Genomic DNA, 635 nt, shown 5'->3' on the forward strand with positions numbered 1-635 from the left:
CCCTCGTCACTCCCGCCATTAAAAGATTTTTAAAGATGTAGAAATACATCTTTTTTTTTATGAAAAAATAAAAAGATAGGATGAAATAAATTTATTTCATCCTATTATTATTATTATTATTATTATTATTATTATTGGAAATTAATTAAAACACCTATAACAATAAATACGCAACCTAATACAAATAAAATACCTTGGAATTTAATTTGTTGTTTTGCCCAAACTCCCCACTCGACTTTTGAAATACCTAAAATGGCCATTAAGATACCAGATGTAGGAACAATCATATTTGTGAATCCATCTCCAAGTTGGAAAGCTAATACTGCGACTTGTCTAGGAACACTAACTAAATCTGAAAGTGGTGCCATAATTGGCATTGTTAAAGCTGCTTGTCCAGAACCTGATACAACGAAGAAGTTGAATACAGATTGGAAGAAGTACATAGCAACTGCAGATATAGAAGCGTGTAATCCACCTAGAATCCCAGCAACAGCATTTAAGATAGTATTTAAAACGGTAGGAGTTCCAGCGTCTACTCCACCTAAAACTAATACAATACCTTTGGCCATTCCAACTACTAGAGCTGCTCCAATAAGGTCCTCTGCACCTTTTCTAAAAGAGATAGCAATATCATT

1 pseudogene is annotated in these 635 nt (G+C 33.2%); it reads right to left on the bottom strand.

Going from position 1 to position 635, the window contains the following annotated elements:
* Window positions 1–131: 131 nt before the first annotated feature.
* A pseudogene (locus tag HMPREF0202_RS07280) lies at window positions 132–635 on the bottom strand (putative basic amino acid antiporter YfcC); the annotation flags it as partial.

The organism is Cetobacterium somerae ATCC BAA-474, assembly GCF_000479045.1.
In the GTDB taxonomy this organism is placed as follows: Bacteria; Fusobacteriota; Fusobacteriia; order Fusobacteriales; family Fusobacteriaceae; genus Cetobacterium_A; species Cetobacterium_A somerae.